This window comes from Variovorax sp. RO1, from assembly GCF_002849325.1.
Classification (GTDB): Bacteria; Pseudomonadota; Gammaproteobacteria; order Burkholderiales; family Burkholderiaceae_C; genus Variovorax.
Map to the genome: position 1 here is coordinate 1,212,938 of NZ_PKMT01000002.1, position 24,691 is coordinate 1,237,628.

24 protein-coding genes, 1 other RNA gene and 1 pseudogene are annotated in these 24,691 nt (G+C 69.8%); 15 read left to right on the forward strand and 11 right to left on the reverse strand.

The window, feature by feature from the left end; all coding sequences use genetic code 11:
• The first annotated feature begins 106 nt into the window (after nucleotides 1–106).
• Nucleotides 107–958: a DUF7822 domain-containing protein gene (locus CY658_RS16730; protein WP_101491229.1), complete on the forward strand. Its 852-nt coding sequence runs from the start codon at nucleotides 107–109 to the stop codon at nucleotides 956–958.
• A 4-nt stretch (nucleotides 959–962) separates the two neighbouring features.
• On the opposite strand, the gene CY658_RS16735 is transcribed toward CY658_RS16730, so the two are convergent.
• Genes CY658_RS16735 through CY658_RS16745 form a run of 3 tightly spaced genes read right to left on the reverse strand, consistent with a single transcriptional unit; the run spans nucleotide 963 to nucleotide 3,990 of the window.
• Nucleotides 963–1,457 carry a nucleoside deaminase gene (locus tag CY658_RS16735; protein ID WP_101491230.1) on the reverse strand — a complete coding sequence of 165 codons (495 nt, stop codon included), beginning with the start codon at nucleotides 1,455–1,457 and terminating at the stop codon, nucleotides 963–965.
• A 20-nt stretch (nucleotides 1,458–1,477) separates the two neighbouring features.
• Nucleotides 1,478–2,791, reverse strand: coding sequence for a cyanate transporter (locus CY658_RS16740; protein ID WP_101491231.1), 1,314 nt, complete (start codon nucleotides 2,789–2,791; stop codon nucleotides 1,478–1,480).
• Nucleotides 2,788–3,990: an amidohydrolase family protein gene (locus tag CY658_RS16745; protein ID WP_101491232.1), complete on the reverse strand. Its 1,203-nt coding sequence runs from the start codon at nucleotides 3,988–3,990 to the stop codon at nucleotides 2,788–2,790. The genes CY658_RS16740 and CY658_RS16745 overlap by 4 nt, the downstream gene beginning before the upstream one ends.
• Nucleotides 3,991–4,002: 12 nt before the next feature.
• Between CY658_RS16745 and CY658_RS16750 the strand changes: the two genes are divergently transcribed.
• From CY658_RS16750 to CY658_RS16760, 3 genes are all read left to right on the forward strand, one after another.
• Nucleotides 4,003–4,158, forward strand: coding sequence for a hypothetical protein (locus tag CY658_RS16750; protein WP_257884895.1), 156 nt, complete (start codon nucleotides 4,003–4,005; stop codon nucleotides 4,156–4,158).
• 80 nt (nucleotides 4,159–4,238) lie between these two features.
• Nucleotides 4,239–5,186 carry a DMT family transporter gene (locus CY658_RS16755; protein ID WP_101491233.1) on the forward strand — a complete coding sequence of 316 codons (948 nt, stop codon included), beginning with the start codon at nucleotides 4,239–4,241 and terminating at the stop codon, nucleotides 5,184–5,186.
• Nucleotides 5,187–5,236: 50 nt separating this feature from the next.
• Nucleotides 5,237–6,067, forward strand: a complete 831-nt coding sequence (locus CY658_RS16760) for a TorF family putative porin (protein WP_101491234.1) — start codon at nucleotides 5,237–5,239, stop codon at nucleotides 6,065–6,067.
• On the opposite strand, the gene CY658_RS16765 is transcribed toward CY658_RS16760, so the two are convergent.
• Nucleotides 6,068–7,072, reverse strand: a complete 1,005-nt coding sequence (locus tag CY658_RS16765) for a Bug family tripartite tricarboxylate transporter substrate binding protein (protein ID WP_101491235.1) — start codon at nucleotides 7,070–7,072, stop codon at nucleotides 6,068–6,070.
• A gap of 110 nt (nucleotides 7,073–7,182) precedes the next feature.
• Here CY658_RS16765 and CY658_RS16770 point away from each other — a divergent pair, with 110 nt between their 5' ends.
• The 3 genes from CY658_RS16770 to CY658_RS16780 all read left to right on the forward strand — a co-directional run bounded on the left by CY658_RS16770 (nucleotide 7,183) and on the right by CY658_RS16780 (nucleotide 10,276).
• Entirely contained in the window at nucleotides 7,183–8,865 is a 1,683-nt protein-coding gene (locus CY658_RS16770) for an MBL fold metallo-hydrolase (protein WP_101491236.1), read from the forward strand.
• Nucleotides 8,862–9,593 carry an RNA pseudouridine synthase gene (locus tag CY658_RS16775; RefSeq protein WP_101491237.1) on the forward strand — a complete coding sequence of 244 codons (732 nt, stop codon included), beginning with the start codon at nucleotides 8,862–8,864 and terminating at the stop codon, nucleotides 9,591–9,593. Before CY658_RS16770 ends, CY658_RS16775 begins: the two co-directional genes overlap by 4 nt.
• Before the next feature lie 116 nt (nucleotides 9,594–9,709).
• Nucleotides 9,710–10,276, forward strand: a complete 567-nt coding sequence (locus CY658_RS16780; protein WP_101491238.1) for a hypothetical protein — start codon at nucleotides 9,710–9,712, stop codon at nucleotides 10,274–10,276.
• A gap of 27 nt (nucleotides 10,277–10,303) precedes the next feature.
• On the opposite strand, the gene CY658_RS16785 is transcribed toward CY658_RS16780, so the two are convergent.
• The 5 genes from CY658_RS16785 to CY658_RS16805 are packed head-to-tail and all read right to left on the reverse strand — an operon-like array spanning nucleotide 10,304 to nucleotide 15,513.
• Entirely contained in the window at nucleotides 10,304–11,782 is a 1,479-nt protein-coding gene (locus tag CY658_RS16785) for an efflux transporter outer membrane subunit (protein ID WP_101491239.1), read from the reverse strand.
• A gap of 5 nt (nucleotides 11,783–11,787) precedes the next feature.
• Nucleotides 11,788–12,708: an efflux RND transporter periplasmic adaptor subunit gene (locus tag CY658_RS16790; RefSeq protein WP_101491240.1), complete on the reverse strand. Its 921-nt coding sequence runs from the start codon at nucleotides 12,706–12,708 to the stop codon at nucleotides 11,788–11,790.
• Nucleotides 12,709–12,733: 25 nt separating this feature from the next.
• Nucleotides 12,734–12,940 (reverse strand): DUF1656 domain-containing protein, encoded by a 207-nt coding sequence (locus CY658_RS16795; RefSeq protein ID WP_101491241.1) that lies wholly within the window; start codon nucleotides 12,938–12,940, stop codon nucleotides 12,734–12,736.
• Nucleotides 12,937–15,054 (reverse strand): FUSC family protein, encoded by a 2,118-nt coding sequence (locus CY658_RS16800; RefSeq protein WP_257884896.1) that lies wholly within the window; start codon nucleotides 15,052–15,054, stop codon nucleotides 12,937–12,939. The genes CY658_RS16795 and CY658_RS16800 overlap by 4 nt, the downstream gene beginning before the upstream one ends.
• On the reverse strand, nucleotides 15,055–15,513 hold the full coding sequence (locus CY658_RS16805; RefSeq protein WP_101491325.1) for a MarR family winged helix-turn-helix transcriptional regulator: 459 nt from the start codon (nucleotides 15,511–15,513) through the stop codon (nucleotides 15,055–15,057).
• Nucleotides 15,514–15,647: 134 nt separating this feature from the next.
• Between CY658_RS16805 and CY658_RS16810 the strand changes: the two genes are divergently transcribed.
• Nucleotides 15,648–16,040, forward strand: coding sequence for a hypothetical protein (locus tag CY658_RS16810; RefSeq protein WP_101491242.1), 393 nt, complete (start codon nucleotides 15,648–15,650; stop codon nucleotides 16,038–16,040).
• A 32-nt stretch (nucleotides 16,041–16,072) separates the two neighbouring features.
• Here CY658_RS16810 and rnpB read toward each other — a convergent pair.
• An RNA gene (gene rnpB, locus CY658_RS16815) (RNase P RNA component class A) lies at nucleotides 16,073–16,441 on the reverse strand.
• 59 nt (nucleotides 16,442–16,500) lie between these two features.
• On the reverse strand, nucleotides 16,501–18,081 hold the full coding sequence (gene norR / locus CY658_RS16820; protein WP_101491243.1) for a nitric oxide reductase transcriptional regulator NorR: 1,581 nt from the start codon (nucleotides 18,079–18,081) through the stop codon (nucleotides 16,501–16,503).
• Nucleotides 18,082–18,216: 135 nt separating this feature from the next.
• On the opposite strand from norR, the gene hmpA reads away from it, so the two are divergent.
• From hmpA to CY658_RS16855, 7 genes and pseudogenes are all read left to right on the forward strand, one after another.
• On the forward strand, nucleotides 18,217–19,401 hold the full coding sequence (gene hmpA, locus CY658_RS16825; RefSeq protein ID WP_101491244.1) for an NO-inducible flavohemoprotein: 1,185 nt from the start codon (nucleotides 18,217–18,219) through the stop codon (nucleotides 19,399–19,401).
• A gap of 90 nt (nucleotides 19,402–19,491) precedes the next feature.
• Nucleotides 19,492–20,412, forward strand: a complete 921-nt coding sequence (cysK, locus tag CY658_RS16830) for a cysteine synthase A (protein ID WP_099795026.1) — start codon at nucleotides 19,492–19,494, stop codon at nucleotides 20,410–20,412.
• Between the two features lie 73 nt (nucleotides 20,413–20,485).
• Complete coding sequence (locus CY658_RS16835) at nucleotides 20,486–22,120, forward strand: NAD(P)/FAD-dependent oxidoreductase (protein ID WP_101491245.1); 1,635 nt, start codon at nucleotides 20,486–20,488, stop codon at nucleotides 22,118–22,120.
• An 8-nt stretch (nucleotides 22,121–22,128) separates the two neighbouring features.
• Nucleotides 22,129–22,677, forward strand: coding sequence for a VUT family protein (locus tag CY658_RS16840; protein ID WP_180838963.1), 549 nt, complete (start codon nucleotides 22,129–22,131; stop codon nucleotides 22,675–22,677).
• A gap of 5 nt (nucleotides 22,678–22,682) precedes the next feature.
• Nucleotides 22,683–23,309: a flavin reductase family protein gene (locus CY658_RS16845; protein WP_101491246.1), complete on the forward strand. Its 627-nt coding sequence runs from the start codon at nucleotides 22,683–22,685 to the stop codon at nucleotides 23,307–23,309.
• A 63-nt stretch (nucleotides 23,310–23,372) separates the two neighbouring features.
• A complete protein-coding gene (locus CY658_RS16850; RefSeq protein ID WP_101491247.1) occupies nucleotides 23,373–24,383 on the forward strand; it encodes a ProQ/FinO family protein in 1,011 nt (336 codons plus the stop codon).
• A gap of 115 nt (nucleotides 24,384–24,498) precedes the next feature.
• Nucleotides 24,499–24,691, forward strand: a pseudogene (locus CY658_RS16855) (helix-turn-helix domain-containing protein); the annotation flags it as partial.

Below are 24,691 nucleotides of genomic sequence, written 5' to 3' on the forward strand. Positions count from 1 at the left end.
CAGAATCAGCTGACCTGGCCGAAGGCCGCTTCGCGAGGGGTGGCACTTCTTCATTTTTGTCACGGCGACGCGCTCACATTGCAGCCGCCATTCACACTTTGAGTCCATGGCCAATCGCTCTTACCTGTACAGCCTCAGCAACCGGCCCACGTCGTACGCGGACCGGCCCGAAACGATCTCGGGCGTGTCCGAGTGGAACTACGACGTACCGTTCATGTACCGACTGCTGATGTCGGGCGACCCGCAGCTGTGCGCGTCGCTGATCTCGGACGGGCTCGATGACGACGAGTCGGACGAGAAGGTGAAGCTGTACGCGATCGGCAGTCGCTTCGAGCCGGGCTTTGCGCGGGTGAGGCGCTTCATCGAGATCGTGCGGTTTCTGGCAACGCAGGCGCCGGTGCCATCGCCCGCAGCCCCGCCCGTTGTGGCGGCGCCAAAGGCCACGTCGTTCATCGACCAGCTCAAGAACTGGTTCTCGCCGTCCGCCGCATCGAACGCGCCCCCTGCGGCTGCCGCGCCCGCAGCGACAACACGCGCGACGGGCTCGACGCAACTGCCGGGTTGGCTGGACGACACCCTGGCGTTTCTTGAAGCCCACCGCGACACGCACCTGCTGCTGGAGACGGTCGAGCTCGACACGATGTCCGAATCGGAAGAAGCCCCGCTGCGGGCCTGCGTCGAACAAGAACTCGCGCGCTGCCAGCAGGCCGGCGCCGCGCTCGATGCGTTGCCGCAAGACATCGCGGTAGCGGCGCAGTTGCTGCGCGAGGCCGGTGCGACCAAGCAGGCGGCCCCGCTCGATGCGTTCTTCGGGTTGCGCTTCGACGACGACTGCGACAGCACGCGCAGCCGCGCCACGGAATATCCGCTGGGGCTGCAGTGGTCGGAGGTTCTGTACTTCGGCCTGTTCAACCGCGCCGAGTTCGAAGCAGCGACGCGCGGCGACGCTGCTGCGTAGCGTTTCAGTCGCCGCGTCGCGGCTCAGCCCACGCCGACAGGATGCGCACGGCCTCGGCATCCATCTTCTGTTCGGCCGGCTGCGCACGCGCGGCCAGCGGTGCGCCGGCTTCGGTGCGCAGCACGTCGACGTCGATGGGGTGGCGCGCCGCCAGGGTCACGCCCTGGAACGCTTCGCCCGATTGCGCGAGCGTGGCCGCGTAGTACAGCTGGCCGATGCCCGCGATGTGCATGGCCGCCACGCACATGGCGCAGGGCTCGCACGAGGTGTAGAGCTCGCAGCCCGACAGGTCGACGGTGCCCAGCCGGCGGCAGGCGTCGCGGATGGCTTCGACTTCGCCGTGCGAGGTGGGGTCGTGGTGCGCGACGGAGTGGTTGAAGCCCTCGCCCACCACCTCGCCGTTCTTGACGACGACGGCGCCGAAGGGCTCGGTGCCGGGCTCCTGGAGCGCCCGGGCCGAGAGGGCCAGGGCGCGCTGCATGAAGTGTTCGTTGTACATCGGTGGAATCTCCTTTTTCCTCAAGCCTCGCGGGCGCGGTCGATGGGGCACAACGCGGGTGCGACCGGTGCGCCGAACAGGCCGTCGGTAGCGCTGGCGTACCGGCGCGGGTCGAAGCGCAGCACGGCGGGCAGCAGCAGCACGGTGACGACGGCCAGGTAGGCCCAGGCCATGGTGAAGCCGCCGGTCTGCTCGCGCACCCAGCCGGTGACGAAGGGCGCGAGCGCCGCGATCATGAAGCCCACGCCCTGCATGAAGCCCGCGAGCGCGCCGGCCTGCGCGGGGTCGGGCCGGTGGTCGAGTGCGAGCACCATGCACAGCGAGAACGCACCGCCCAGGCCGACGCCGAGCACGACGGCGATGACCGCCGCCGGCACGGGCAGTGCGAGCCCGAGCGCCGCAAAGCCCACGAGCTGCGCGAGCAGCGCGCCGACCAGCCAGGGCCGCAGATCGCGCTGGCCGCCGCGCCGCGCGAGCGCCGGCAGCGTCAGCGCACCGACGACCTGCGCCAGCGTCATGAGCGCGAGCACGGCACCGCCCTGCTGCGCCGTCCAGCCGCGCTCGGCATGGAAGTAATGCGGCAGCCACGCGACGAGGCTGGTGTAGCCGCCGTTGATGAGGCCGAAGCACAGCGCCAGCAGCCACGCACGGCGGTGGCCGAAGCAGCGCAGCCAGGCACGGTCGAGCGACGGGTCGGCGACGCGTGCCGATGAAGATGCAGACGGCAGCTGCCGCGCACCGCGCAGCCACGCCGCCAGTGCCACGACCGCGAGCACCGCCCACATGGCGAGGCCGGCGTGCCAGTCGAGCTGCGCCTCGCCGCCCACGGCGCGCGCGAGCCACGGGCTGGCCATGGCGCCGAGCCCGCCGCCGCCCATGATGGCGGCCGAATAGAGCCCCGTCATGAGGCCGAGCCGCGCGGGGTACGCCTGCTTGACCACGCCGGGCATGAGCGCCTGCACCAGCCCGACGCCCGCGCCCGCGAGCGCGGCGCTCCACAGCAGCGCCGCGGCGCCACCGGCCACGTAGCGGCCGGCGCAGGCCAGCGCGATGGCGCCGAGCCCGAGCGCAATGCCGCCGCGCGCGCCCAGGCGCTGGCCCACGGCCGCACCCGACAGCGACACGGCGCCCATCGCGAACATCGGCAGCACGGTGAGCAATGCGACGGCGTGAAAGCCGATGCCGGTCGCGGCGCGGATCGGTTCGAGCAAGGGGCTGCTCGACGTGAGAAAGGCGCGCAGGTTGAGCGCCACCAGCACGACCACGCAGGCGAAGAAGACCGGGCCCGCGCCGGTGCGCGAGTGGCCCGATACAGCAGATGCAGCGCGGCTCACGCGGGCACGGCGCCGGGCACGAGCGTGCCGTGGCGCGCGACCACACGGCCGCCCGACACCACGAGCCGGCGCACCGGGCGACTCACCACGGCCTGCGCGGTCGTTTGCGCGTCGACCAGCACGAGGTCGGCGCGGCAGCCCACGTCGAGCCCGTAGGCCGCGAAGCCGCAGCCGCGCGCGCCCGCGTGGGTGACGGTGTCGAGTGCCACGGCGAGCTCGTCGTCGCGGCGCAGGTTGTAGCGCAGGCCGATGAGCATGGCGCGCTCGAGCATGTCGGGGTTGCCGTAGGGCGACCAGGTGTCGCGGATGCCGTCGTTGCCGCCGAGCACGGTGACGCCGGCCGCGCGGCACGCCATGAGCGGTGGCACGCTGCGCGACGGCGGCGCGCTGGTGATGAGCACCACGCCGAGCCTGGCCATGCGCGCGAGCAGCACGTCGCGCTCGCGTTCGCTCACATCGCCCAAGCAGAAGCCGTGGCTGATGGCGACCTTGCCCTGCATGCCGAGCGCCTCGGTGCGCTGCAGGATCAGGTCGAGCGAGAAGGCACCCATGGCGCCGGGCTCGTGCAGGTGGATGTCGAGCGGGCGCTGGTGCTTGTGGGCAATGCCGAAGAGCACGTCGAGCGACTTCACGGGGTCGCCGTCGATGGCGCAGGGGTCGAGGCCACCGAGCACGTCGGCGCCCATCGCGAGCGACTGGTCGAGCAGCTCGGCCGTGCCGGCGCGCCCGAGCAGGCCCGACTGCGGAAACGCGACGACCTGGATCTGCTGCACCTCGCGCAGCGTCTCGCGCGTGCGCAGCGTGCCTTCGAGGTGGCGCAGGCCGGCCTGCGTGTCGACGTCGACGTGCGTGCGAAGCCGCGTGGTGCCGAGCGCGAGAAAGGCCTTGGCGAGCACCAGCGACTGGGCCGCGGCATCGTGGCCGCTGGCGTGGCGGAAGGCGCGCTCGTTCTCGATCTTGTCGGTGAGGTTGGTGCCGACCTCGTTGCGGTACCAGTCCATGCCCCACATCGTCTTGTCGAGGTGGGTGTGGCCTTCGACGAGGCCGGGCAGCAGCAAGGCGCCCTCGCCTTCTTCGACGGCGGCGCCGGCCGGTGCGACGAGCGCCGCGCCAATCTCCGCGATGCGGCCGTCGTGCACGCGCACATCGACCGCAGAAGCACCCAGGGGGCGCACATTGCGAAGCAGCAGGGAAGGCATGTTCGAACTCATGTGGGTTGTATTTTTGTCAACCATATCGAATTATTTTGGGACGCGCTGGAGCAACGCGTGATCGCGGGGGCGGCGGCGGAGCAGGAAGTCGACCTGGCGGCGCTGCTGAACGGCGATGCGCCGGCGCGCAGCCACGGGCACGATCACGGCCACTGAGGCTTTCGCGCGCACGTTTCGCCCACATTTCGTTCATCAGCGAAGTGTCGAAGGGCCGGTCTCGCGAAGATCGGCGCACCATGCCAACGACCACGCTCGCCGCTTCAGGCCAACCCCACGCTCCCGCCTTCGAATGGGCGCTGCTCGCGGTGCTCGCGACCTGCTGGGGCGCCTCGTACACCTTCATCAAGATCGGCGTGGCGACGATCCCGCCGGTCACGCTGATCGCTGCACGCACCCTGATCGCCGGGTTGCTGCTGCTCGCGGTGTTGCGCGTGCGCGGCGTGCGCTGGCCGAAAGACAGCGCGACATGGCGGCGCTTCGCGTTGCAAGCCTGCCTGAACAGCGTGCTGCCGTTCACGCTGATTGCGTGGGCCGAGCGCAACGTGGATGCGGGGCTGGCGACCATCCTCAACTCGACCTCGCCGATCTTCATCTTCCTGCTGGGGTGGGGCCTCGGCGGCTCGGGGAAGCCCACGCTGCAGCGCCTCTTCGGCGTGGGCGCGGGGCTGGCGGGCATCTGCCTGATCGTGGGCTTCGAGGCCCTGCACGGGCTCGGGCATTCGCTGCTGGCACAGCTGGCGCTGGTGGTGGCCGCCGTCTGCTACGGCTGCGCCGCGATGTTCGGCCGCGTGTTCAAGGGCCTGGACCCGATGGTGCCCGCGGCCGGCTCGCTGCTGAGCGGCGCGGCCCTGCTCGTGCCCGCGAGCCTGGTGATCGACAGGCCCTGGACGCTCGCGCCCTCGGCCGCATCGATGCTCGCCGTGCTGGCGCTGGTGGTGCTCTCGACCGCGCTGGCCTTCACGATCTACTTCCGGCTCATCAAGACGCTGGGCCCGATGTCGACGTCGGCGCAGGCGTATCTGCGCGTGCCCATCGGCGTGACGATCGGCGTGGTGTTTCTGGGCGAGACGCTGGCAGCCACGGCGTGGGTCGGGCTGGCCTGCGTGGTGGTGGGCGTGGTCGCGATGACGATGCCAGACACACAACTTTTGCGCCGGGGCCTTCGTTTTTTACGCGGCTTTTAGACCCGCGCTTCTACGCTGCCGGCTCCTCCATCCGTTAGCGAATTCTTTCGATGAAACACCTCCTTCGCACCGCCTTGCCGGTGCTCGTTCTTCCCACCCTGTTCGCCCTGCCCATGCTCGCGAACGCGCAACTCACGGGCAACGTGGCGCTGACCACGAACTACAAGTTCCGCGGCCAGGACCAGGACATGCTCGGCAAGAACGACTACGCCAAGACCCGCGGCCTCAAGCCCGCCGTGCAGGGCGGTTTCGACTACGCCTTCGGCGACAGCGGCTTCTACATCGGCAACTGGAATTCGAGCGTCAACTGGCTCAAGGGCAACAGCCTCGAAAGCGACATCTACGGCGGCTACAAGTTCAAGGCCGGCCCGCTCGACATGGACGTCGGTGCCCTCACCTACCTGTACCCGGGAAATTCGACGGGGAACACGACGGAGCTGTACGCCAGCGCGGGCTACACCGACGAAACCATCGGCGCGTTCACGCTGAAGTACTCGCACACGGTGTCGAAGGACTACTTCGGCTATGCGGGCGCCAAGACCGGCTCGGGCCGCACGGGCCGCAACACCGGCTACCTGAACCTGGCCTACAGCAAGGAGATCGTGCCCAAGGTCACGCTGAAAGCGGCTGTGGGCTACACGAACATGTCCAGCGACATCCGCGGCCTGGGCTACAAGAGCTATGTCGACTACAACGTCGGCGCCACCTACGACTTCGGCAGCGGCCTCACGCTCACGGGCTCGGTGCAGGGCGCGAACAAGAAGAGTTCGTACGTTTCAGTGGCCAACCCGGGCTACGACGTCGGTTTCGGCACCGTCGGCCAGACGATGTACTCGCCGAACAAGGCGCGCTTCATCCTGACGTTGGCGAAGACGCTCTGATCAGTCGATGCTGATGTTCGCCGCCTTGGCGACTTCGGCCCACTTCACGCGGTTGGCGTGCACGGTCTTCTTGAACTGGGCGGGCGACTCGATGCGCACGGTGTTGCCCTGGCTCTCGAAGCGCTCGCGGATCTCGGGCTGCTCGAGCACCGTCTTCACGGCCGCGTTGAGCTTGTCGACGATGTGCGCGTCGGTGCCCTTGGGCGCGAAGATGCCGAACCAGATGGCGCTGTCGAAGCCCTTGGTGCCGGGCAGGCCGCTGGAAGCGATGGTCGGCACCTCTTTCACGGCCGCCACGGCGGTGGCGGTGGTCACGCCCAGCAGGCGCACCTTGCCGGCCTTGTAGTGCGGCAGCACGGTCTGCACCTGGTTCATGATGCAGCAGGTTTCGCCGCGCACCACCGAGGTGATGGCCTCGGGGCCGCCCTTGTAGGGCACGTGGACCATGTTCAGGCCCAGGCGCGAGTTGAACTCGGCAAAGGCCATGTGCGTGCCCGCGCCGTTGCCGGTGGAGGCGTAGTTGTACTTGCCGGGGTTGGCCTTCACCAGCTCGACGAATTCCTTGAGCGTGCGCACGTTGATCACGTCGGGGTTGATGGTGAGCACATTCGACACGTCGAGCACGGGCGCCACGGGCACGAAGTCGGCCTCGACGTCGAAGGGCAGCTTCTTGTAGAGCGCAGCGTTGCTGCCGTGCGTGGCGGCGGTGCCGAACGAGAGCGTGTAGCCGTCGGGCTTGGCGTGGGCGACATACTCGCTGGCGATGTTGCCGGCCGCGCCGGACTTGTAGTCGATGATCACGGGCTTGCCGAGCTGGCGCGACAGCGGCTCCTGGATGGCGCGGGCCACCACGTCGACGCCCGACCCGGCCGGGAAGCCCATGATCAGTGTGACGGGTTGTTGCGGCCAGTCGGGCTGGGCCAGCGCGAGGGTCGATGCGGCGGCAGTGCAGAGCAAGGCGCCGGCGGCCAGCAAGGCGCGACGCGAGAAGGGAGAATGGGCCATATCGGTCTTTCTTCGAGGCGGACGGTGCAGGCGCACATTGTGGCGCGCGGCTGATATCTGTTTGCACATGTGCTTATGCACCACGCCCCTTGCCTCTCCATAATCGCTCCATGGTCCGCCCCACACAACAACTCCACGCCCATCGCGAGCCGGTGCCCGTGCGCGCCGCCGCCACCGTCCTGCTGCTGCGCGACACCGACGCCGGGCTCGAACTCCTCATGACCCGGCGCTCGGCCACCGCGAGCTTCGCGCCCGGTGCCTACGTTTTCCCGGGGGGCCACATCGACGCGGCCGACGCTGACGCCGCGCGCATCGCGGCACGGCGCGCCACGCAGAGCACCACGCAACACACGCAGGCCATCGCCGCGATCCGCGAGGCCTTCGAAGAACTCGGCATCCTGCTGGCCCGCCACGCCGACGGCCGCGCCGTGAGCGCCGACAAGGTCGCCGCGATGGACCGCAACGCCACCGCCGGCACGGCCTTCGCCGACCAGTGCGCGGCACGCGGCCTGGTGCTGTCGGCCGACGAGGTGTTCACCTTCGCGCACTGGATCACCGACCGCGACCTGCCCAAGCGCTTCGACGTGCCCTTCCTGGTGGCACGCATGCCCGAAGGCCAGACGCCCACGGCCGACGAGAGCGAGCAGTTCGAGCCCTGCTGGGTGCGCCCGGCCGACGCGCTGGCGCGCCACGAGGCGGGCAGCTTCTTCATGATCTTCCCGACCATCCGCACGCTGCAGCGCATGGCGACCTATGCGACGGTCGATGCGGTGCTCGCGGCCTGTGCGCCGGCGAGCGGTGCGGAAGAAAAACCGCTGTGGACCAGCTGCCCGCGCGCCGGCCTGCTCAAGGGCGAAGACGCGCGCTACATGGAACACGAGTCGCCCTTCGGCGAGCTCGCGCTGGTGTGCCCCGACGGCCAGATCGCGCACGCGCTCGACTGGCAGAGCACGCAGCCCGTGGCGCTGCTGAAGAACGTGCAGCGCCTCACCGCGCCGAACCCCAGCGCCATGACCGGCCCGGGCACCAACACCTACCTCGTGGGCGACGCAGCCACCGGCTACCTCGTGATCGACCCGGGCCCGAACGACGCGACGCACCTCGCACGGCTGATCGAAGCCACGCAGGGCGACATCCGCCTCATCGTCTGCACGCACTCGCACGCCGACCACTCGCCGGGCGCCGCGCCGCTGCAGGCGCTGTGCGCCGCAGAGCGCAAGCCGCCGATCCTCGGGCTGTCGTCCGCGCCCACGGCGCGTTCCACCGCGCGCTTCAGCGCCGAGCGCGAGCTGGCCGATGGCGAACGGCTGGTGCTCTCGGGCACCGCGGTCGACGGCACGCCGCTCGTGCACACGCTGCGCGCCATCCACACGCCCGGCCATGCGGCCAACCACCTGTGCCTGGTGCTCGAAGAAGACGGCCTGCTGTTCTCGGGCGACCACATCCTCAACGGCAGCACGACGGTGGTCGATCCACCGGACGGCGACATGACGGCCTACCTCGATTCGCTCGACAAGCTCGACGCGGCCTGCGCAGCCGGCGGCATCGAGTTCATCCTGCCGGCGCACGGCTACGTGATCGGCTTTGCGCGCACGGCCATCGCGCACCTGAAGGCGCACCGCCTGAAGCGCGAGGCCAAGATCGCCGCCGCGATGCAACGGCTGCCCGAAGGCACACCAGAGCAATGGCTGCCGCTTGCCTACGACGACGTGCCCGAGCGCATGTGGCCGGTGGCGGCGCGTTCGCTGGCGGCGCACGTGGCGCGCATCCGTCAACTGGCAGACGCGCGATGAACCGATCGAACCGCCCCTCTACTCCTCCGAACGACGAAGGCGTGCGCCTCGCCAAGCGCGTGGCCGCGATGGCCCAGGTGTCGCGCCGCGAGGCCGAACTGCTGATCGAGAACGGCGCCGTGCGCGTCGACGGCGTGCCCGCGCTGCTGCCGCAATCGCGCGTGCAGGCGCACCAGCAGGTCGAGATCGCCGCCGGTGCGCGGCCCGAGCCGATCGTGCCGGTGACGCTGGTGCTCTACAAGCCCGCCGGCATGCCGACCGACAACGCGCACCAGCTGCTGGTGGCCGCCAACCACCACGACCCCGAACGCGAGGGCCAGCGCTTCCTGCCGGCGCATGTGCGCGGACAGCGCTGCATGACGCCGCTCGAAACCGGCGCCAGCGGCCTCGTGGCCTACACGCAGGAGTTCCGCATCGAGCGCAAACTGCAGGAAGACGCGGGCATCCTCGAACATGAAGTGATGGTCGATGTGGCCGGCCCGGTCGGGCCTGAAATACTGGCGCGGCTGGAGCGTTCGCCCGCGCGCGTGAGCATCGGCCGGCAGGCCGACGACCAGACCGGCCTGCGCTTTGCGCTGAAGGGCGCGCGGCCCGGGCAGATCGCGAACATCTGCGACACGGTGGGCCTGCGCATCCTGGCGATGCGGCGCCTGCGCATCGGCCGCGTGCCGCTGGCCGGGCTGCAGCCGGGACAGTGGCGCTACCTGGCGCCGCACGAGCGTTTCTGAGCGAACGAAGAAGCACTTCCTTAGAAGAGAAAAGGATTCACACGACGAGGCAGCGCGGCACCGCGAACTGCCACTTGGACAAAGCGGCCCAGGCCGCGCACGGGAGATTGATCACCATGACGTTCGGACCACCGATCCGCGCCCTCGCCTGCACCCTGCCGCTGACACTGCTGGCGGGCTGCAGCTACCTCACCGCCTTGCTGTTCCCCGACGCGCCGATCGGCGCGCCGGCCGCGGCGACGGCCACCCAGCCCAGCGTGGTCTCGAGAGACGGCCTCGCACCGATCACCGCGGTGCAGGTGGACCGCATCCGCGAGGTCGTCGGCGGCAAGCCCCCGAGCCCCGCGGTGGGCAAGGTGATGGGAAGCGCGTCACCGACCATCGAATCCTTTTTGCGCACCGAAGGCTGCATCACGGCGCGCAACGGCGCGGTGCTCAACCCGTTCGCGGCGCCCGGCCGGCTGTTCGACGGCACGGGCTTCCAGGGCGGGCCGATGGCCGAGATGCAGTACCACGACAAGACCGCCTGCGTGACGGTGCAGCGCATCCAGAACTGGAAGCTGGTGTCGCCGCGGTTGCTGCGCTTCGAGGTGGTCTACGTGGGCGACGACGGCGAGGAGCGCGCCATCAAGCGCCACGAGCTGACGCGCCAGCCCAAGGGCGGCTGGTTGTTCACGCGTTGAGCGGGGCCAGCATGCCGGGCCGCGCCGTCATCGGACCGCGGTCGTGGCAGATGCAGGGCTTTGCGCAAGGTTCGCGTCGTCGGGCTCCCAGCCGCCGCCGAGCGCCATGAACAGCACAACCTGATCGTCGGCCAGCTGCGCGTCGCTGGCTGCCAATGCAGCGTCGGCACCGGCCAATGCGCGTTCGGCGTCGAGCGTGTCGAGGTAGGCGGTGCGGCCGTTGCGGTACAGCTGGCGCGCCTGCGCGGCGACCTTGGCGCTTTCGTCGCGCGAAGCCTGCAGCGCGGCACGGCGGTCGAGCTCGCGTGCGTAGGTGCCGAGCGCGGTCTCGGTCTCGCGCAGCGCGGTGAGCACAGTGCCGTCGAACTTCGCGAGCGCGGCGCGCGTGCCGGCTTCGGCCTGCGCGATGCGGGCCTGCGCGGCGCCGGTGTTGGGCACGGTCCACGAGATCAGCGGGCCGACGCTCCAGGCCAGCGTGTCCTGGCGGCCGAAGCCGGTGGCATGGCCGGCCGACGAGCCCGAGAGGCCCAGCGTGACCTTCGGATAGAGGTCGGCCGTGGCGACGCCGATGCGCGCGGTCGATGCGGCGAGGCTGCGCTCGGCCTGGCGGATGTCGGGCCGGCGGCGCAGCAGCGCGGCGCCGTCGCCCACCGGCAGTGCGCCGGCCACGCGCGGCGCCGCGGTGCAGTCGGCCACCTCGCGCGGAAAGTCTTGCGGCAGTGCGCCGGTGAGCGTGGCCAGCCGGTAGAGCGCGCCCTGGCGCTGGGCCTTCAGCGGCGGCAGTGCGGCATCGAGCTGCGCGAGCTGGGCGCGTGCGCGGCCGGCGTCGATGGCGCCGGCGCGGCCCGCACGCTGCAGGCGCTCGGTGACGTTCACGGCGTCTTGCTGCAGCGCGACCGACTTCTGCGCAATCTGCAGCCGCAGGCCGGCCGAGCAGGCCTCGGCGTAGGCGCGCGCGGTGCCGGCCGCGACGTTCACGCGCACGAGATCGAGTGCGGCTTCGGCGGCCTGGCTGTTGGCGGCCGAGGCCTCGATGGCGCGGCGGATCTGGCCGAACAGGTCGACCTGGTACGACAGCGACGCACCCGCGCTGTAGTTGAAGGTGTTCGGCGGCTCGTAGCCCTTCTGCAGCAGCGACAGGCCCGAGACGTGGCCGAACGACGGCCCGCCGTTGACGCCGATCGTCGGGTACTTGGCGCCGGCCACTTCGGTTTCGATGGCACGCTCGCGCTCGAGATTGGCGACGGCCTGGCGCAGGTCGGTGTTGTGCACGAGGGCCTGCGTGACGAGCCGGTCGAGCAGCGGGTCGTGGTACAGACGCCACCAGTGCGCGGGCAGCGGCGCGGCGTTCGCCGGCGCTTCGGCGAAAGGCCTGGCGGCAGCGGGCTGGCTGGCCAGTGCTTCGGGCGGCTGCTGGTAGTCGGGGCCGACCGCCGCGCAGGCCGCGAGTCCGGCCGCAATAGCCACGAGAGCGAGCGAGGCCATGCGAAAAGCGAAGCGGGTCATGGCACTTATCCCTTCTTCGGCACGTCAGCAGTGCGGGCGTCGCGTTCGAGGACCTGCACGGTGACCGTCTGGCCGGCCACGAGGCGCGCGCCTTCGGGCAGCGGATCGAGCTTCACACGCACCGGGATGCGCTGTGCCAGCCGCACCCAGTTGAAGGTCGGGTTCACGCTGGGCAGCAGGTTGGCGCTGGTGGCGCGGTCGCGGTCGGCAATGCCGGCAGCCACGCTGTCGACCGCGCCTTCGAGCACCGCGCCACCGCCCATCGGCGTCACGCGCACGCGGTCGCCCAGGTGGATGCGCGGCAGCTTGGTTTCTTCGAAGTAGCCCTCGACGTAGAACGACTGCGCATCGACCAGCGCAAGCACCGGGTGGCCCGCAGCGGCGTAGCTGCCCTGGCGCAGGTCGAGGTTGGTGACGAGGCCGTCGGCCGGCGCGCGCACTTCGGCGCGCTGCAGGTTCAGGCGCGCCGAATCGAGCGCCACCTCGGCCTGCGCGACGGCGGCCTGTGCCTGCTCGACGCGGGCGCGGGTCTGTTCGCGCGACTCCTTCGACACCAGGTCGTCGAGCCCCGTGTTGCGCGCGTTCTCGCGCTGGGCCTGGGCGCTCACGGCGCGCTGCGCGGCGAGCGCGGCCTGCGCCTGGCGCACGGCGAGGTCGTAGCGCGCGCGGTCCACCTCGAACAGCAGCGTGCCGGCAGCGACCGACTGGTTGTCGCGGATCGGCACGGCAGTGACGAGGCCGGAGACGTCGGGCGCGATCTGGACCACGTTGGCGCGCACGCGGCCGTCGCGCGTCCACGGCGCGAGTTCGTAGTGGTCCCACAGGCGAAAGCCCGCCCAGACGGCGGCGGCCACCACGGCCACGGTGAGAAGAACGCGCAGCAGGCTCTGGGCCCGGGGGTTGTCTGCGAAGGGGTTGGCTTTCATGGGAATCTCTGTGGTGTTTGAGTTGTCATTGCAGGTGTGTCGTGAGCCGGCTCAGGCCGTACAGCAGCAGCAGGTACAGCGCCATGTCGAACAGCGCCGGGTGCCACACCCAGCGGTACAGGCCGGTGGCGGCGAGCAGCCGGCGCACACCCCACAGGGCGAGCAGCGCGGCGGCGGCCAGCAGCATGAGCCAGGGCACGTAGAGCCCGTAGAAACTGGCTTCGCCGATCATGCGGAAGCTCCTTGCGGTGAAGAAGAAGACACAGACACGCCTGCGAGCGAAGGCGGCGCGTCGGGGAACAGGTTGCGGCGCAGGCCGACCAGTGCGGTGACGGCGGCACGCGACGCGGTGGAGGTGTCGCGTGCAGCGAGCACGGCGGCCAATGCTTCATCAATCTGCGGCAGCAGTGCCGCCGGACGCGGCGCCATGCGGCCATCGCCGCGCTGGCGGAAGAAGCGCGCGATGCCGCCGAGCAGCGCAGCCGAGGTGGCCATCGGCAGCTGGGCGCGCACGCGCTGCAGCACGGCGATGTCGGCGCCCATGCGCAGGTCGCGCAGCGCGTCATTGGCCGCCACGCCCTCGACGGTGCCGCCGGCCTGCGCGATGCGCGGCGCCAGCAGGCCGATGCGGTCGAGCATGCGCACGGCGTAGGCGTCGCTCTGCGCGTACTGCGGCTGGGTGGAAGCGGCCATGTCGCCGAGCTCGCGCCAGGTGGCGCGCTGGATGCGGCGCGCGCTCCAGTCGGCGCCCACCGAACGCACGAGGCGCGTGACGCGCGCTGCGACCACCACGCCGACGACCTGGCCGATCATGCTGTTGATGAAGCTCACGAGGTCGGCGCTGGCCGTGTCGTGCATCGCGAGCGTGCCCGACACGCCGAAGACCAGCGCCATCGCGGCCATGAAGTGCGTCGGGCGCGGCAGGTACAGGCCCAGCAGCAGGAAGAGCGGCGCGCAGATCGCGACCAGCATGCCGAAGTCCTGCACCGTGGGCATGAGCACGAGCACGTAGACGGCCGAGATGGGAATGGACCACAGCGTCCACTTCAGGAAGCCGTGGATCGCCGGCACCGGGTCGTCCATGGTCGCGAAGAAGCAGCAGAAAACGGCGGCCATCATGGTGGCGGCCGAGCCCATGGTCCAGCCCGTGAGGATCCAGAACGCGCCGCACAGGCAGATGGCGATGACGGCCGCGAGCGCCGAGAGCAGCGCCATGCCGTAGTCGCGGTGCATCGCGCGATGGCCGAGCGCGGCCGTGCGGCGCAGCGGCGCACCGCCCTTCAGGCCTTCGTCGATGTCGCGGCGCAGCTGGGCGCAGGCGGTCCAGCCGTCGACCAGCTCTTCGAGCCGGCCCGCGAGGCCGATGCGCAGCGCGCGGGCCCAGGGGCTGAGCCCCGTGTCCTGTGCGGTGCCCAGCGCACAGATCTCCTGGCGCAGCGCCTGCAGGCGGGCCGACGCGTCGACGGCCGGATCGCTTTCGTCGCGCAGCCATTGCGCGGCCAGCGCCAGCACGGCGGTGACGTCGGGCGCCAGGCGGCCTTCGGCTTGCGCCAGCGCCTGCAGCCGGTCTTCGACGGCCGACAGCGCGGGCGTGAGCGCCGCCACGCGGTCCTGCATGGCGCGGATCGCGCCGGCGGTCCAGCGCAGGTGCGTGGTGTCGAAGGGCACGTGGGTAGAGAGAAGGCGCAGCTGCGTGATGTCGCCCGCGAGGCGGCGGCGGTCGTCGTCCAGGCGCTTGGGGTCGGCGTCCTTGGGGGTGCTGCGGTCGCCAGGCTGGAACAGGTCGCCGAGCCACTGGCGCGCGTCTTTCAACGTGCGGTCGAGCAGGCCCAGCACGGTGGGTGCGAGCCCCGCGGGCAGCACGAGGCTGTGGACCAGCGTGGCGCAGAAGATGCCCAAGCCGATTTCTTCCACGCGCGCCACGGCGGTGTCGAACAGCACGAGCGGCGTCTGCACCGACGGAAAGCCGATCAGCGCCGCCGTGTAGCCCGCGAGCATGAAGACGTACGAGCGCGGCGTGCGGTCGAGCAGCGAGATGTACAGGCACAGGCCCACCCACAGCGCGAGCACGAGCGTGAGCAGCTCGGGCGCGTTGGACAGCGCGGGCACCATCAGCACGGTGGCGACGCTGCCAATCAACGTGCCGCAGAAGCGGAACACCGCCTTGGAGCGCACGGCGCCGGCCAGCGGGTGGGCGACGACGTAGGTGGTCATGAGCGCCCAGAAGGGGCGAGGCAGGCCGGCGCGGCTGGCCAGATACATCGCGAGCATCGCGGCGGCGAAGCTCTTGACGGAAAACAGGACTTCCGCGCGGGTGAAGCGCGGCAGGGCCATCGACAGTGCCATTTACTGGCCGCGCCCTTCCTGCTGCAGGCTCTGCATGCCGGAGGCACTGCGGCCGAGCTTGGCCTCGAGCGCGCCGAAGACGCGCAAGGTGGCGGCGATGTCCTCGTCAGGAATGCCTTCGAACAGCGCAGCGCGCATCTGGCGCAGCGCGGCCTCGATGGGCTCGCAGACGGCGCGGCCCGCGGCCGTGAGGTGCAGCGTCTTGGCGCGGCGGTCGGCCGGGTCTTCGCGGCGCTCGACCAGACCGGCCTCGACCAGCTGGTCGAGCGAGCGCACCAGCGACGGCCCCTCGATGCCCAGCGCCTCGGCCACCGTGCCCTGGCGCACGCCGTCTTCCATCCGCCCGAGCACCACAACCGGCCAGGCCAGCGTCTGCGACAGGCCGACGTGCGCCACCGCCTTGTCGGCCGCCGCGCGGTAGCCGCGCTGGAGCACCGACAGCGAGGTGCCGAGCCGCATCAGCGCGTGTTCGCGCAGCGGGGAGAGGGGTTCGGAATCGGCCACGGCGTTATCAATTAGTTAGCTTGCTAACAATTGTACGGGTTTCTACCAATCCTTGCAGGCGGCCGTTGCATGGCCCGGACAATGACCCGATGGACACAGAAAAACTCGCGCTCGACATCGCGCAGGCGCTGCGACACGCCATGGCGACGCCCGGCTTTTCGGTCGACGACTATCTGGACGGCAGGGACGCAGCGCCGTTCGACCCAGCCTGGTCCAACGCCCACGCCGGGCTGCAGAAGACGCTGGAACAGCGGCCGGAAACGACCCGCCGGGCCATCGAGAAGGGCTCGGCCGCGCTGCGCGAACCGGTGTTCAAGCTGGTGATGGGCGCCTGCGGCAACCCCGACCTGGCAGCCCGCCTGTCCGACGACGCCGGCCTGATCCTCGAGGCGGCGCTGGCCGGGTTTTCGTCAGGGTGGATCGACGCGCTGCGGCGTTGCTACGCGTCGCATCGGCTGCCGTGCGGCGCGCTCGATGCATGACGACGGCAGGAGGCCATGGTCGAAAAAGAAAAGTGTGAAGCTCGCCGATAAGCCGGATTCTGTGCACCGGAACCCTCTTGCGAAGATCCCGGCGTGACCGCCATTACTCTGGGCCGTTTGTCGCCAAACGGCTCGATGCCACCTACCCGCCAGCTCAGCGGAACCACCTCAATACTGGCCTACTTGGTGTTGCTGCGCGCAGAGATTGCCCGTTTCACCCGAACTGAATCGGCTCGTCTCTGTTGCTCTGATCCTCACCTCACGGTGGAGAGTCGTTAACTCCTGCGCTGTCCTGTGCAGTCCGGACGTTCCTCCAGTGCGATCTTTCGACCCGATGCTGTTGCCCGAAGGCAGAGCGTCGTCCCTTTCGGGCTTGCACCAGCGGCGGTCTGGCGTGCTTCACGGCGCGATTATCGCCCGGCGCACCAATGACCCTTCAGGCGACGCCGCGGGCCGGCCCTCAGCCGGGCGTTTCGTGGTCGCCGGCCTGCACCAGGCCCAGCTTGCGCAGCGTTCGATGGAAGTTGCTGCGGTCGATGCCGGCCTCGCGCGCGGCGCTGGCCACGCGACCGCCGTGGCGGGCGAGGACTTCCGAGAGCCAGGCGCGCTGGAAGGCCTCGGTCGCTTCGCGCAGCGTGCCGCCTGCAGTTGCAAGCCCCGCGTGTTCGCTCGCCAGAACCTGCGCGGGCGCCACCACAGGAGATATCGCAGGACTTTCCGTTGCGGCGCTGTCCAGCGCGAGATGGTGCGGTTCGATGGCCGTCCAGCGTGAACCTCGCGGCTGCTCCCTGAATGCCCGCAGCGAGGCGCGGCTGATCACATGCTCGAGCTCGCGCACGTTGCCCGGCCAGCCGTGCGCCAGCAAGGCGGCCTTCGACGCCGGCGAAAGCCGCAGGTTGCGCGCGCCCAGCCGATGCTGGTTCTCCTCGAGAAAGCTGCCGGCCAGCACAAGCACGTCGCGCCCGCGTTCGCGCAGCGGCGCCACGACGAGCGGATAGACCGACAGCCGGTGGTACAGGTCGACGCGAAAGCGGCCCTGCGCAATCGCGGCGGGCAGGTCGCGGTTGGTGGCCGCGATCACGCGCACGTCGACCTTGCGCATGCGGTCGCTGCCGGGCCGCTGCACCTCGCCGCTTTGCAGCACGCGCAGCAGCTTGGCCTGCACGCTCAGCGGCAGCTCGCCGACCTCGTCGAGAAAGAGCGTGCCGCCGTCCGCGATCTCGAACTTGCCGTCGCGGTCCTGCACGGCGCCGGTGAACGCGCCGCGCTTGTGGCCGAAGAGTTCGCTGTCGGCCAGCGTCTCGGGCAGCGCCGCGCAGTTGACCTGCACCAGCGGCTGCTCGCTGCGCCGCGAGCGCGCGTGCAGGCGCTGCGCGACGAGGTCCTTGCCGACGCCGGTTTCGCCGAGCAGCAGCACCGTGAGGTCGGATACGGCGACGGTGTCGATCTCATCGCACAGCTGCTTCATCGCCGGGCTGCTGCCCAGCAGCTCGCGGGGCGCGCCGCGGCCTGCGCGCAGGGCCTGCGCCACGGCCTGCTCGCGCATCGCGCGCGCCTGCATCTCGCGGATCGTGTGAGCGGCCTCGATGCCGGTTTCGACGAGGGTGACCAACGCTTCCATCTGCGCCGGGCTCACGGCATCGAAGGCGTGCGGTTCCAGGGCATCCAGCGTGAGCAGGCCCCAGAGGGCGCCGCGCAAACGCAGCGGCGCGCCCATGCAGTCGTGCACCGGCAGGATGCCCGGCTGGCCGGCGACGAGGCCGTCGTACGGGTCGGGCAGGTTGCTGTCGTGCGCGAAACGCAGGCCGCGCTCGCTGCCGAGCAGGCGCGCAAAACGCGGATGGGCGGCGACGGGAAACTGGCGCCCGAGGGTTTCGTCGCTCAGGCCGTCGACCGCGACGGGCTTCAGCACGTCGACGTCGAGCTGCAGCAGCGCGGCGGCATCGCAGCGAACCAGTCCGCGCGCGGCGGCGAGCAGCGATCGGTAGCGGGCGGCCTCGGCTTCGGGCTCGGTGGTCGAATCGACACGGTTTGAGGTCATATGTACAACGCTTGATTTGTTGTTAATTTGACCACGCCTAATAAATCCCCAATGACGTCAAGCACTTGCAACGGCCTTCCGGCTGGCACGGATCGTGAGAAGACAAAGGCATCTCAACCGAAGCACCACAAGACCATGAACCCGCAAACCATCGCCATCGTCAAGTCCACCGTGCCCGCACTGAAGGCCCACGGCGAGGCCATCACCCGCCACTTCTACAAGATCATGTTCGAGGGCCACCCGCAGGTGAAGGCCTTCTTCAACGAAGCGCACCAGGCCGCCGGCACCCAGGCGCGTGCGCTGGCGGGTGCGGTCATCGCGTACGGCGCGCACATCGACCGGCTCGACGAGATCGCCGGCGCCCTGCCCCGGATCATCCAGAAGCACGCGGCGCTGGGCGTGCTGCCCGAGCACTATCCGATCGTCGGCCACTACCTGCTGCGCGCCGTGAAAGAGGTGCTCGGCGATGCCGCGACCGACGAGGTGATCGCCGCGTGGGGCGAGGCCTATGAATCGCTGGCGGGCCTGCTCATCGCCGCGGAAGAAGCCGTCTACAGCGCCAACGCGGCGCAGACCGGCGGATGGCGCGGCACGCGCGAGTTCCGTGTGGCGCGGCGCGAAGACGAAAGCGAGGTCATCACCTCGTTCTACCTGGAGCCCGTGGACGGCGGCGCGCTGCTGGCCTTCTCGCCGGGGCAGTACCTCACGCTGGTGCTGGAGATCGACGGCCAGCCGGTGCGGCGCAACTACTCGCTGTCCGACGCGCCGGGCAAGCCGTGGTACCGCATCAGCGTGAAGAAGGAAGAAGGCGGTCGCGCCTCGAACTGGCTGCACGAGGCCGCAGTCGTCGGCACGCATCTGCAGGTGCAGGCACCGTGCGGCGACTTCGTGTTGCAGCCCGCCGGCGAGCAGGCGCGCCCGCTGGTGCTGGTGACGGGCGGCGTGGGCATCACGCCCGCGATGAGCATGCTCGAATCGATGGCGCACACGGGCCGGCCGGTGCACTTCGTCCATGCGGCACGGCACGGCGGCGCACATGCGTTCCGCGCCCACGTCGACGCGCTCGCGCAGCGGCATGCGAACGTGAAGCCGCTGTATGTCTACGACGCGCCGCGCGACACCGATACGCCGCACGCGACCGGCTTCGTCACGCGCGAACTGCTGGCCGGGGTGCTGCCGGAAGACCGCGACGTCGACCTGTACTTTCTCGGGCCGAAGCCTTTCATGAAGGCGGTGTACGCCAACGGGCTGGCGCTCGGCGTGCCCAAGCAGCAGCTTCGCTACGAGTTCTTCGGGCCGCTCGAAGCCCTGGAAGCCTGAGGGAAGCAAAGCCCTGCACTGAAACGGTCGCGGGCTGGTCTCACAATGCGCGCTGTCCGTCCGACAAACGCATTGATCCAAGGAGATTCCATGAAGGCCCAGAACATCCTCCAGACCATCGGCAACACGCCGCACATCCGCATCAACCGCCTGTTCGGTCACGCGAAGCAGCAGGTCTGGATCAAGTCGGAGCGCGCCAACCCCGGCGGCTCGATCAAGGACCGCATCGCGCTCGCGATGGTCGAAGACGCGGAGAAGAGCGGCGCGCTGAAACCCGGCGGCACGATCGTCGAGCCGACCTCGGGCAACACCGGCATCGGCCTGGCGATGGTCGCGGCCGTCAAGGGCTACAAGCTGATCCTGGTGATGCCCGACAGCATGTCGGTCGAGCGCCGCCGCCTGATGCTGGCCTACGGCGCCACCTTCGACCTCACGCCGCGCGCCGGCGGCATGAAGGCCTCGATCGCCCGCGCCGAGGAAATCGTGGCCGGCACGCCCGGCGCGTGGATGCCGCAGCAGTTCAACAACCCCGCGAACGTCGACGTGCACGTGCGCACCACGGCCGAAGAAATCGCGGCCGACTTTCCCGAAGGCATCGACGTGCTCATCACCGGCGTGGGCACGGGCGGCCACATCACGGGCGTGGCACGTGTGCTCAAGAAGAAGTGGCCCAAGCTGCAGGTGTTCGCGGTGGAGCCCGTGGCCTCGCCCGTGATCTCGGGCGGCGCGCCGGCGCCCCACCCCATCCAGGGCATCGGCGCGGGCTTCATTCCGAAGAACCTCGACACCTCGCTGCTCGACGGCGTGCTGCAGGTCGACGCCGAACCCGCGCGCGAAATGGCGCGCCGCTGCGCGGTCGAGGAAGGCATCCTGGTCGGCATTTCGTCGGGCGCGACGCTCGCGGCCATCGCGCAGAAGCTGCCTTCTCTGGCACCCGATGCGGTGGTGCTGGGCTTCAACTACGACACCGGCGAGCGCTACCTCTCCGTAGAGGGCTTCCTGCCCGCCTGATCCAGCTACAAGTTTCATAGCGCCTCGGGCGCTTAAAATCGTCGGCCTGCTTGATAACCACAAGCCCCACGACATGCTGCGAATCTCCGAACTCAAACTCCCGCTCGACCACGCGCCTGACGCGCTGGTCACCCTGATCGCCCGAACGCTCGACGTTCCGACTGAAGCGATCGCCTCCCACACCGTCTACAAGCGCAGCTTCGACGCCCGCAAGGTCGACCTGCTCACGGTCTACATCTGCGACGTGCAACTGGCCGACGCGGCGCTCGAAGCCGCGCTGCTGGCAAAGCACGCCAGCCACCCGCACATCCAGCCCGCGCCCGACATGCGCTACACGCCGCCGGGCCATGCGCCTGCTGATCGAGATGACGCGACGCGCCCCGTGGTGATCGGCTTCGGCCCCTGCGGCATCTTCGCGGCGCTGATGCTCGCGAAGATGGGCTTCAAGCCCATCGTGCTCGAACGCGGCAAGACCGTGCGCCAGCGCACCCGCGACACCTGGGGCCTGTGGCGCAAGAGCGTGCTCAACCCCGAGTCGAACGTGCAGTTCGGCGAAGGCGGCGCCGGCACCTTCTCGGACGGCAAGCTCTACAGCCAGATCAAAGACCCGCGCTTCCTCGGCCGCAAGGTGATGGAAGAGTTCGTGAAGGCCGGCGCACCACCCGAAATCTTGTACGTCGCGCATCCGCACATCGGCACCTTCAAGCTGGTGAAGGTGGTCGAGAACATCCGCGAACAGATCGTCGCACTGGGCGGCGAGATCCGCTTCGAGCAGCGCGTGACCGACGTGCACATCGAAGACGGCCACCTGCGCGGCCTCACCGTGCTCGACCAGACGACGGGCCAGAGCAGCGAGCTGCGCGCCGACCACGTCGTGATGGCGCTGGGCCACAGCTCGCGCGACACCTTCGAGATGCTGCATGCGCGCGGCGTGTACATCGAGGCCAAGCCTTTTTCGATCGGCTTTCGCGTGGAGCACCCGCAGGGCCTGATCGACCGCGCCCGCTGGGGCCGCCATGCGGGCCACCCGCTGCTCGGCGCGGCCGACTACAAGCTGGTGCACCACGCCAGCAACGGCCGCTCGGTCTACAGCTTCTGCATGTGCCCCGGCGGCACCGTGGTCGCGGCCACCAGCGAGCCGGGCCGCGTGGTCACCAACGGCATGAGCCAGTACTCGCGCAACGAACGCAACGCCAACGCGGGCATCGTGGTGGGCATCGACCCGAAGGACTTCCCGGGCGATGCGCTCGCAGGCATCGCCTTGCAGCGCCAGCTCGAAAGCAACGCCTACGTGCTCGGCGGCAGCAACTACCACGCGCCCGGCCAGCTGGTGGGCGACTTCATCGCCGGCAAGCCGTCGACCGCGCTCGGCAGCATCATCCCGTCGTACAAGCCCGGCGTGACGCCCACCGACCTGCACCAGGCCCTGCCCGCCTACGCCATCGAGGCGATGCGCGAAGCCTTCCCGGCCTTCGGCCGCAAGATCAAGGGCTTCGACACGCACGACGCCGTGCTCACCGGCGTGGAAACGCGCACCTCGTCGCCCATCCGCATCACGCGCGGCGACGACCTCCAGAGCCTCAACGTGCGCGGCCTTTACCCGGCCGGCGAAGGTGCGAGCTACGCGGGCGGCATTTTGTCGGCCGGCGTGGACGGCATCAAGGTGGCCGAGGCCGTGGCGCGCAGCGTGCTCGGCACGGCGGTTTGAGTTTGATGATGAACTTCCAACGCCCCTCCACCGGCCAGCTGGCCGTCGCCACGCTGGCGATGGCCGCCGTGGTGCTCGCGTCCAACATCCTCGTGCAGTTCGCCATCAACGACTGGCTCACCTGGGGTGCCTTCACCTACCCCGTGGCTTACCTCGTGAGCGACCTCGTCAACCGGCGCTTCGGCCCCCGCATGGCGCGGCGCGTGGCGTGGGTCGGCTTCGCGGTGGCCGTGGCGGTGTCGCTGCTGCTCGCACCGGCGCGCATCGCCGCGGCGTCGGGCCTGGCCTTCATCGCCTCGCAGCTGCTCGACATCCGCGTGTTCGACCGCCTGCGCCGCGGCCTCTGGTGGCGCGCGCCGCTGGTGGCTACGGTGATCGCGGCCGTGCTCGACAGCATCGTCTTCTGGGGCATCGCCTTCGCAGGCACCGACGGCCCCTGGCTCACCTGGGCGCTCGGCGACCTGGGCGTGAAGCTCGGTGTCGGCGTGCTGATGCTGCTGCCGTTCCGGCTGCTGATCGGCCGCACGGCCGCGCGCACCGCGACCCTGAGCCATTGAGAGCCATGATGTCCAACGACGATTTCCACTACTACGAACCCGCCAAGGGTCACGGCCTGCCGCACGATCCGTTCAATGCGATGGTCGGCCCGCGTCCCATCGGCTGGATCTCGTCGCAGGACGAGAACGGCGTGCTCAACCTCGCGCCTTACAGTTTTTTCAACGCCTTCAACTACACGCCGCCGATCGTCGGCTTCGCGAGCATCGGCGCGAAGGACAGCCTGCGCAACATCCGCCAGACCCGCGAGTTCGGCTGGAACCTCGCCACGCGCCCGCTGGCCGAGCGGATGAACCAGTCGTGCGCGGCCGTGCCGCCCGAAGTGAACGAGTTCGAGCTCGCGGGCCTCACGCCGGTGGCGTCGAATCAGATCGCCGCGCCGCGCGTGGCCGAAAGCCCCGTGTCCTTCGAATGCCGTCTCACGCAATTGATCCAGCTCGAAGGCGTCGATGGCGTGCCGGTGCAGACCTGGCTCGTGCTCGGCGAAGTGGTGGGCGTGCACATCGCGCGCCACCTGCTCAAGAACGGCATCTACGACACCGCAGCGGCGCAGCCCATCCTGCGCGGCGGCGGTCCGGCCGATTATTTCGAGATCAGCGCCGACAATATGTTCAGGATGTTCCGGCCCCGTTGAACGCGGTCACCGGCTTTCTGTTGTTCCTCTTTCCATCCATCGCGCCCACCGCCGATCCCACGTATGACCGACGCATCCACCGCCGCCCCGAACACGAACGCGCGCAACGCACGGCGCCCGCGCCAGGACCTGGCCGACCAGCTGCAACAGCTGAAGACGGGCGCGGGCCCCGACGCAGGCGCTGACGCGTCGGCTGCGCAGCCCGCTTCCGAGCCACAGCAGCAGCAACAACAACGCCCGCCGCGGGCGAAGCAGCAGCGCCCGCAGGGGCAGCAACAGCCTCAGCAGGGGCGCAAGCCGCGCGGACCGCAGCAGCAACAACAGCAACAGCCCGAAGCCCAGCGCGCACCGCGCAAGGTCAACCCGGTGCTCGAGCGCCTGTTCGCGCTGTACCCGCAGCTCTTCGGCGCGCGCTTCGTGCCGCTCAAGCTCGGCGTGTACGAAGAGCTGATCGCGCGCCATCCCGAAGACTTCAAGGCCGAAGACCTCAAGGTCGCGATGGGCCAGCATGCGCGCTCCACGCGCTACCTGGAGAGCGTGGCCGCCGGCCATGCGCGCCACGACCTGGACGGCAACGCGCTCGACCCGGTCGCGCCCGAGCACGTGCACCACGCCATCCTCGAGCTGCACCGCCGCCGCTCGCACCGCAACCCCGGCGAAGACCTGCGCCCGCAGCTGGTGACGCGCATCGCCAAGGCCATCGAAGCCTCGGGCCTCGACCACGAGGCGTATGCCGTGCTGGTGCGCTCGCGCGACGCCAACAGCAACGCCATCGTCGACGAAGCCCTGGCCGAACTCGCCCAGCAGGCCGCCAAGCGCGAAGCCCTGCTGCGCGCCTTCGAAGCCAGCGGCCGCAGCGAACAGGAGTTCGCCGACATGTACGGCATGAAGCCCGCCGACGTGACGCGCACGCTGCAGCGCGTGCGAGACGATCAGAAGCGGGCCGCAGCGGCGGCAGAAGCTGCCGCGGCTGCTGCGGCAGCAGCACCAGAACCGGAAGCGACTGAAGTGCAGGCTGCTGCGCCCGAAGCAGAAGCTGCCCCGGCCGCGCCCGAAGCGCCCACCGCGGACTGACGCCACGCGCCAGCCCCAACGAAAAAAGCCGCCACATCACTGTGGCGGCTTTTTTCATGGGCGTGACCCGTCCTGATCTGGGTTGACACCTTTTCCCTCAAGAAAAGGCAAGTCAATGGAATCAGGCATCAAACGCACGCAGCGGGACTACACGGCGGCTTTTAAGCTGTCGGTGGTCGATCAGGTAGAAAAAGGCGAGCTCACGTACAAGCAGGCTCAGGCGCGCTACGGCATCCAGGGCCGCTCGACGGTGCTGGTGTGGCTGCGCAAGCATGGCCGCCAGAGCTGGGGTTGGGCATCATCTGGGC